Annotated in this window: 7 protein-coding genes; all 7 read right to left on the reverse strand. The window is 64.6% G+C overall.

All coding sequences use genetic code 11. From position 1 onward, the window contains the following. Positions 1–3: 3 nt before the first annotated feature. Positions 4–1,518 carry a S10 family peptidase gene (locus HY30_RS18810; protein WP_034744738.1) on the reverse strand — a complete coding sequence of 505 codons (1,515 nt, stop codon included), beginning with the start codon at positions 1,516–1,518 and terminating at the stop codon, positions 4–6. Between the two features lie 130 nt (positions 1,519–1,648). Continuing rightward, on the reverse strand, positions 1,649–2,278 hold the full coding sequence (locus HY30_RS18815) for a fasciclin domain-containing protein (protein ID WP_034744742.1): 630 nt from the start codon (positions 2,276–2,278) through the stop codon (positions 1,649–1,651). A 98-nt stretch (positions 2,279–2,376) separates the two neighbouring features. After that, positions 2,377–3,114: a hypothetical protein gene (locus HY30_RS19585; RefSeq protein WP_051615741.1), complete on the reverse strand. Its 738-nt coding sequence runs from the start codon at positions 3,112–3,114 to the stop codon at positions 2,377–2,379. 198 nt (positions 3,115–3,312) lie between these two features. Continuing rightward, entirely contained in the window at positions 3,313–3,657 is a 345-nt protein-coding gene (locus HY30_RS18830) for an endonuclease domain-containing protein (RefSeq protein WP_051615743.1), read from the reverse strand. An 88-nt stretch (positions 3,658–3,745) separates the two neighbouring features. After that, positions 3,746–4,354, reverse strand: a complete 609-nt coding sequence (locus HY30_RS18835) for a trimeric intracellular cation channel family protein (RefSeq protein ID WP_034744750.1) — start codon at positions 4,352–4,354, stop codon at positions 3,746–3,748. Between the two features lie 177 nt (positions 4,355–4,531). Further along, positions 4,532–5,404, reverse strand: a complete 873-nt coding sequence (gene yghU / locus HY30_RS18840; RefSeq protein WP_034744754.1) for a glutathione-dependent disulfide-bond oxidoreductase — start codon at positions 5,402–5,404, stop codon at positions 4,532–4,534. Positions 5,405–5,489: 85 nt separating this feature from the next. Continuing rightward, positions 5,490–6,283 (reverse strand): alpha/beta fold hydrolase (locus tag HY30_RS18845; RefSeq protein ID WP_051615745.1); only part of this gene is annotated, 794 nt, incomplete at its 5' end.

Here is a 6,283-nt window from a genome sequence, read left to right on the forward strand (position 1 = left end):
CGCTTACTGGCCGGCCTTGATGAAGGCGCGTACGTCGTCTGACAGTTTCTTGCCGTCCTGTTCGGCGAGATACATCATGTGGCCGGCATCGTAATAATCGTATTGCACGCGCTCCGGCACGATGCCGTTCTTCTGAAGGGCCATCTCGGCGCCGAAGAAGGGCGTGGCGAGATCGTACCAGCCGGTGGCGAGCATGACTTTCAGCTCCGGGTTCTCGCGCATGCCCTTGCCTAGCCATGGCGTGACGTTGACATATTCCGGCCAGCCTGAATCATTCAGGCTCCAGTTCCATTTCGAGCCGGGCTCACCTGTCAGAACCTTGTAGGGGCGGTTGAAGTCCACTTTCAGTTCGCGCGTGAGATAGTCGTTGAGCGCGGCGACATAGGCGACGTCCATTCCGTAGCCGGATGGATCATTCTCCGGCGAGTCGCTTGTGCCTTCCGGATCGACACCCTTGTAGCGGCCATCAAAGCGGCCGACGGTGTAGCCTTCACGGCGCAGGAGTTCCTTGCGGAAGCGCGTCGGATCAACCCGCAGGTGGGCCTGCTGGATCCATTCAGCCGAGACGCCGAGATAGGCGCTCATGTCTTTCGCGATGGCCGCTTCCTGTGCGGGGCTGAGCGTGTTGCCGCGGATGAGGGCTGGGGCCAGCGTGTCTGTGGCATAGGTGCGGGCATCGCGCAGGAAGGCGTCGAAATTCCCATTCCATTTCGCCTTGTCGGCCTTGCCATGATACCAGGCGATGGCGGCCTCGGACGGGAAATAGGCCAAGTGGGCGGTGTCGTTGCCGGGGGCGAATTCGCCGGTCTGGAAATCGAGGATCGCGGAGATTAGGATCACGCCATTGAGGCCGATACCGTTCCAGCCGCCCTGGAGTTTCTCGGTGAGGGCGGCGGCGCGCGTCGTCCCGTAGCTTTCGCCGGCGAGGAATTTCGGGCTGTTCCAGCGGCCGTTCTCGGTGATCCATATGCGGATGAATTCCGCGATGCTGTCAGCGTCTTCATTGACGCCGTAGAATTCCTTGCCGTCATTGTCGCCGAGGGGGCGGGAATAGCCAGTGCCGACGGGATCGATGAAGACCATGTCGGTGACGTCGAGCAGGGAGTTCTGGTTGTCGCGGATCGTGTAGGGCGGCGCGCCGACGCCGGAGGCATTGGACGGCGTGACGACCTGCTTCGGACCGAAGGCGCCCATGTGGAGCCAGAGCGAGGCGGAGCCGGGGCCGCCATTGAAGATGAAGGTGACGGGGCGTGTGCGGTCTTCGCCATCGCGGACATAGGAGACGGAGAAGATGGAGGCCTTGGGCTCGCCCTTGTCGTCGCGCAGGTAGGTCTCGCTGGCGACGGTCTTGTACTTAATCGCCTCGCCATTCAGCTTCAGCGTGTGGTCGGAAGCGAAGCGCTCGGGATTGGGGATGTCTACCTTTTCCTTGGCGGCTTCAGGCTTGTCGGCCTTTTCGTCAGCAAATCCGGGTGCGGCCACGAGGGCCAGGCACATGGCCAGAAAGAGTGCGCGCATCTTGTAATTCCTCAGTATTTCAATTTGGGCGGGACAGTACCAGCGGCGCGCGCCACCGCAAGGCCATAAGCAAGTTGGCCCCGCACCTGGTGGGATGCGGGGCCGATCATCATGCCGTATGAGGTGGGGCCTAACCCGGCATGACAACCGTATCGATGAGGTGGACGACACCGTTCGACGCGTCGATATCGGTGGCGGTGACCGTGGCAGTGGCGCCGGTGGCATCCGTCAGGACGACATTGCCGTCGACGATGGAGGCCGTCAGGGGGGCGCCGTTCACGGTGGTGATCGTGTAGGTGCCGCCATTGTCCGTGATCGCCTGGACAAGATCAGCGGCCATGACCTCACCCGCGACGACGTGATAGGTCAGCACGGCGCTGAGCGTTTCCTTGTTCTCCGGCATCAGCAGCGTTTCGACGGTGCCTTCAGGCAGTTTGGCGAAGGCGCTGTTTGGCGGCGCAAAGACCGTGAACGGCCCGTCGCTGTTCAGCGTGTCGACAAGACCGGCGGCTGTCACGGCGGCGACGAGGGTGGACAGGTCGTCCGTTCCGGCAGCGACTTCAACGATGGTGCCGGCTTCAGGCGCGGCATCTTCCATCATGGGCTCAGCGGCAGGCATTTCTGCTTCAACGGCCATTTCGGTTTCGGCCGCCGCCGGGGCGGCGTCATAATCGGCCTTGTCGGATGCGTCTTCGCAGGCGGCGAGCGTAAGCGAGGAGGCCATTGCGGTGGCGATAAAAAGGTGTGTTTTGAGGGGCATAAGTGTCTCTCCTTGCGATGCGCGTGCGTGCGCATACCCCTGTGTACGCAGGGGAGGCGAGACGGTTTACTTTTTGTTAAAATAAATTCTGGCGCGCGCTAGCCGGAATCCCACGCGCCCTCCAGCGCGGCGTCAGCGCCCCAGCAGACATAGGTGATCGCAGACCGGGTCAGCTCGCCCAGCGGACGGCTGGCGCGGCCGGGCATCAGGCTGCGCGGGCGGATGGGGGAAAGACGGGTGAGGCGGCCGGCCTCACGGGCGCCGCGCAGGCGCGCGATGAGGCGGGCAAGCCGGGCGGCATGGGCATCCGGTTCGGCCAGCACGGCGTCGAGGCGCGACAGACGCGCGAGCAATGGGGCGGCCGGGAGCGGAGGAAGCGGCGCTTCGCCGGGCAGCGGCTGCCACTCCATGCCGGAGCCGAAGACGAAAATGCGCGGGCCGAATTTGACGAAGGGTGTCGCGTCTGAGGGCAGGCGGATGGTGAGGGGTTCGGTGAGGAGGAATTGGGAAGCGCGGTTTGGATTCGCCGCCCCTGCCTCCGTCCCTGCCTTCGCAGAGAGAACGGGGCTGTTGGCTTTGGGGGAAAGTTGGCCTGAGGCCCCGGCGTTCGCCGGGGGCACGGGGGAGATCGGGGCTTTCAGGGCAAGGATCAGCAGCATGCGGCGCACCATGGACTCGGCGGGGCGCAGGATGCGGAGGACCTCGTTATGCACATGCCGCGCGACCATCTCGGCCGCCGGGTCCTTCACCAGCTGCCGCGCCCACCAGGCAAGCTTCTTCACACGCGGCCAGTTCCAGGCGAGCAGATCGAGCAGGAGGGCGGGCGTGAATTGCATGCGCCGTATGATACGGGCAGTGCGGAGGGGTGGGATAAGTTTTTTGTTTTGCCTGGTCGTCGCTGCGGTCTTCCGGATAGGGTGAAGGTTCGGTGACCCCTCACCCCCAACCCCCTCTCCCAAGGGAGAGGGGGCTTTTAGGCGCGCGCTCCCTTCTCCCTTGGGAGAAGGGCCGGGGATGAGGGGTGGCGGTATTTCTTACAGACCCAAGTGTTCAGTGACGATGGCGAGCAGGTGATCCGCGCTTAGTGCTGTTTGTGTATCGACGCGAAGGAAGTGCCAGCCGCGTTGTTCGATCTCCGACTGGCGCCGTGCGTCGGCGGATCGGGCTTCGGGGCTATCATGGATGCCGCCATCGATTTCGATAACGAGCCAGGCTTTCGGGATGGCGAAGTCGACGACATAGCCTGCGATTGGGTGCTGGCGTCGGACGGGGAAGCCGTGGGTGCGCAATGTGCGGAGGGCTTGCCATGCGGCAGCTTCCGGGGCGTTGGCGGTCTGGCGGAGACGGCGGGCGCGGCTGGTGTCCGGGGAGCGGGGCATGGGAGCATCATGGCAGGAAATTTTGATGTGGGGAGTCTGTGACCCCTTACCCCCGGCCCCTCTCCCGAGGGAGAGGGGAGAAGGACATTCAAAACGGCGACTTCGGCAGTGACAGCTTGAACACGATCGCCAGTGCGCGGAGCGTGAAGGCCGCGGCGAGGCCGCCGGCGAAGGCGGTGGTTTCGGGGAGGCCGTAGGTGGCGAGGGCGAAATAGACGCCTGCGCCGAGCAGGGCGGCGGTGGCGTAGATGTCCTTCTTCAGGAGGAGCGGTTCCTCATTGGCGACGACATCGCGCATCAGGCCGCCGGCGCTGGCGGTGAGGGCGCCCATGATGAGCACGACGGCGAGGCCATGCTCAAGGCTCATGGCCTTGGCCGCGCCGGTGACGGCGAAGAGCGACAGGCCGAAGGCATCGGCCCAGCGCAGGGGACGGAAGTTTTCCAGCCAGCGATGGCAGACGAAGGCCGTCAGGCCGCCTGCGATGGCGAGGAGAAGGGTCGGCGTATCCGACAGCCAGAAGACGGGCTGGTCGAGAATGAGGTCGCGCAGCGTGCCGCCGCCAATGGCAGGCAGGAAGGCGAGCACGATGACGCCGAACAGGTCCATGTCCTTGCGCACGGCGACGATGCCGCCGGAAATGGCGAAAACGAACACGCCGACGCGGTCAAACAGGGTAAGGATGAGTTCGGGGGACATGGGCCCGCTCCTGTGATGCGGTTGGATGACGCGCCTGTGGGCGGGTCTTCGCGGTATCATGGCAGAGAGCGGGGCGTGTCGCGAGTGGGGCTTCCCCTCACCCCCGGCCCTTGCCCGGGCAATCGCAATGCGATTGCTGATCCGGGCAAGTCCACAAGGGAGAGGGGGGAGACTGAGCTAGCTCTGGGCTTCGAGCTTGTCTTGCGTTTTGGTGTCGAAGTCGCTGGCGTCGTGGCGTTCGCGCAGCTGGGATTCCGGCTTGCCGAAGGTGCGGTTGACCATCTGGCCACGCTTGACGGCAAGCCGCGCGCCGACCTGTTTCATCCAGCGGATGACATTGGTGTAGTCCTGCACCTGCAGGAACTCGCCGGCCTCGTAGACGGCGCCGGTGACGAGGGCGCCATACCAGGGCCAGACGGCCATGTCTGCAATCGAGTATTCGTCGCCGGCGAGGTATTCATTGTCCTTGAGGCGGCGGTCCAGCACGTCGAGCTGGCGCTTCACTTCCATGGCGTAGCGGTTGATCGGGTATTCGTACTTCTCTGGCGCATAGGCGTAGAAGTGGCCGAAGCCGCCGCCGAGGAAGGGCGTCGCCCCCATCTGCCACATCAGCCAGGAGATGGCCTCGGTGCGCTTGTGATGGTCGGTCGGCAGGAAGGCGCCGAACTTTTCAGCAAGGTAGAGCAGCATGGAGCCGGATTCGAAAATGCGGGTCGGCGGCGTGGTGGAATGGTCCATCAGGGCCGGGATCTTGGAGTTCGGGTTCACGTCGACAAAGCCGGAGCCGAACTGGTCGCCCTCGCCGATATTGATCAGCCAGGCGTCATATTCGGCGCCCTTGTGGCCGGCGGCGAGGAGTTCCTCGAACATGATCGTGACTTTGACGCCGTTTGGCGTGCCAAGCGAGTAGAGCTGGAAGGGATGCTTGCCGACGGGCAGCGCCTTCTCGTGGGTCGGGCCGGCGATCGGGCGGTTGATATTGGCGAACCGGCCCCCGCTTTCCTTGTCCCAGGTCCAGACTTTCGGCGGGGTGTAGGTCGGGTCGCTCATGTCGCTTGCTCCGTGGTGTTTGGTTTGGCGTTGGACTTACATGTAGGAAGGCGCGGGCGTTTGTGAATGACAATCCGGTGAGGGCCTAGTCGGCAGGGCGGCCTTCATCGAGGAAGGCGATCACGGCGCGGGGCAGTTCGGGGTCCACAACGGCGGTGATATGGGTGCCGGTGAGGGCGTGATGGGTGGCGCCGGGGATGAGGCCGGCAAGCGCCGGGCCGGAGCCATTGTCGAGATCCTGGTCGCCGGTGAGGATCAGCGTTGGCACGTCGAACGTGGCGAGCAGGTCGGCGGGCGTATAGGTGCGGGCCGAGAGGGCGCCGAGATAGCCTTCGAGCGTGCCGCCGGTGGCCCTGGTGCGGGCGATCATGCCCTTGGCGCCGGGCGTGTCTTCGCCGGCGAGAGCTTCCATTATGGCGGCCCGGAAAGCGGTGTTGCGATCGGTGTTGAACTCGTCGGCGGCGGAATCGCCGATGCCGCCAAGGGCCATGCGGCCGGTATTGCGCGAGAGGAGATGCCAGCGCAGGGCGCTGATGGAGCCCATGGAATAGCCGACGGTGGCGTAGGGGTCTTCCTTCAGGTGGGCGACGAGGGCGATCTGGTCACGGGCGACGGCGTCACTTGGCCAGTCTTCGGGCGGGGCATTGTAGGGCGAGGCGCCATGGCCGCGCAGGTCCGGCGCGACGACGTGATAGCCCGCATCGGCGATCTTCTGGGCGATGCCGGACTGGATCCAGTTCTGCGCGGCGCTGGACGTGAAGCCGTGGAGGAGGATCACCAGCGGGCCGGTGCCCAGTTCCTGATAGCTGATCTGTGTGCCGTCAAAGGACTCGTAAGTGTGCATGGCGGGGGCCTCCTCGGCGCGGGCATTGGCGAAGG

The sequence above is a fragment of the Hyphomonas chukchiensis genome (assembly GCF_000682695.1).
GTDB lineage: Bacteria > Pseudomonadota > Alphaproteobacteria > Caulobacterales > Hyphomonadaceae > Hyphomonas > Hyphomonas chukchiensis.

Bases quoted from the DNA above. Each gene is read 5' to 3' on its own strand.
- HY30_RS18810 (WP_034744738.1), bottom strand. From the start codon at position 1,518: ATGCGCGCACTCTTTCTGGCCATGTGCCTGGCCCTCGTGGCCGCACCC.
- HY30_RS18815 (WP_034744742.1), bottom strand. From the start codon at position 2,278: ATGCCCCTCAAAACACACCTTTTTATCGCCACCGCAATGGCCTCCTCG.
- HY30_RS19585 (WP_051615741.1), bottom strand. From the start codon at position 3,114: ATGCAATTCACGCCCGCCCTCCTGCTCGATCTGCTCGCCTGGAACTGG.
- HY30_RS18830 (WP_051615743.1), bottom strand. From the start codon at position 3,657: ATGCCCCGCTCCCCGGACACCAGCCGCGCCCGCCGTCTCCGCCAGACC.
- HY30_RS18835 (WP_034744750.1), bottom strand. From the start codon at position 4,354: ATGTCCCCCGAACTCATCCTTACCCTGTTTGACCGCGTCGGCGTGTTC.
- yghU (WP_034744754.1), bottom strand. From the start codon at position 5,404: ATGAGCGACCCGACCTACACCCCGCCGAAAGTCTGGACCTGGGACAAG.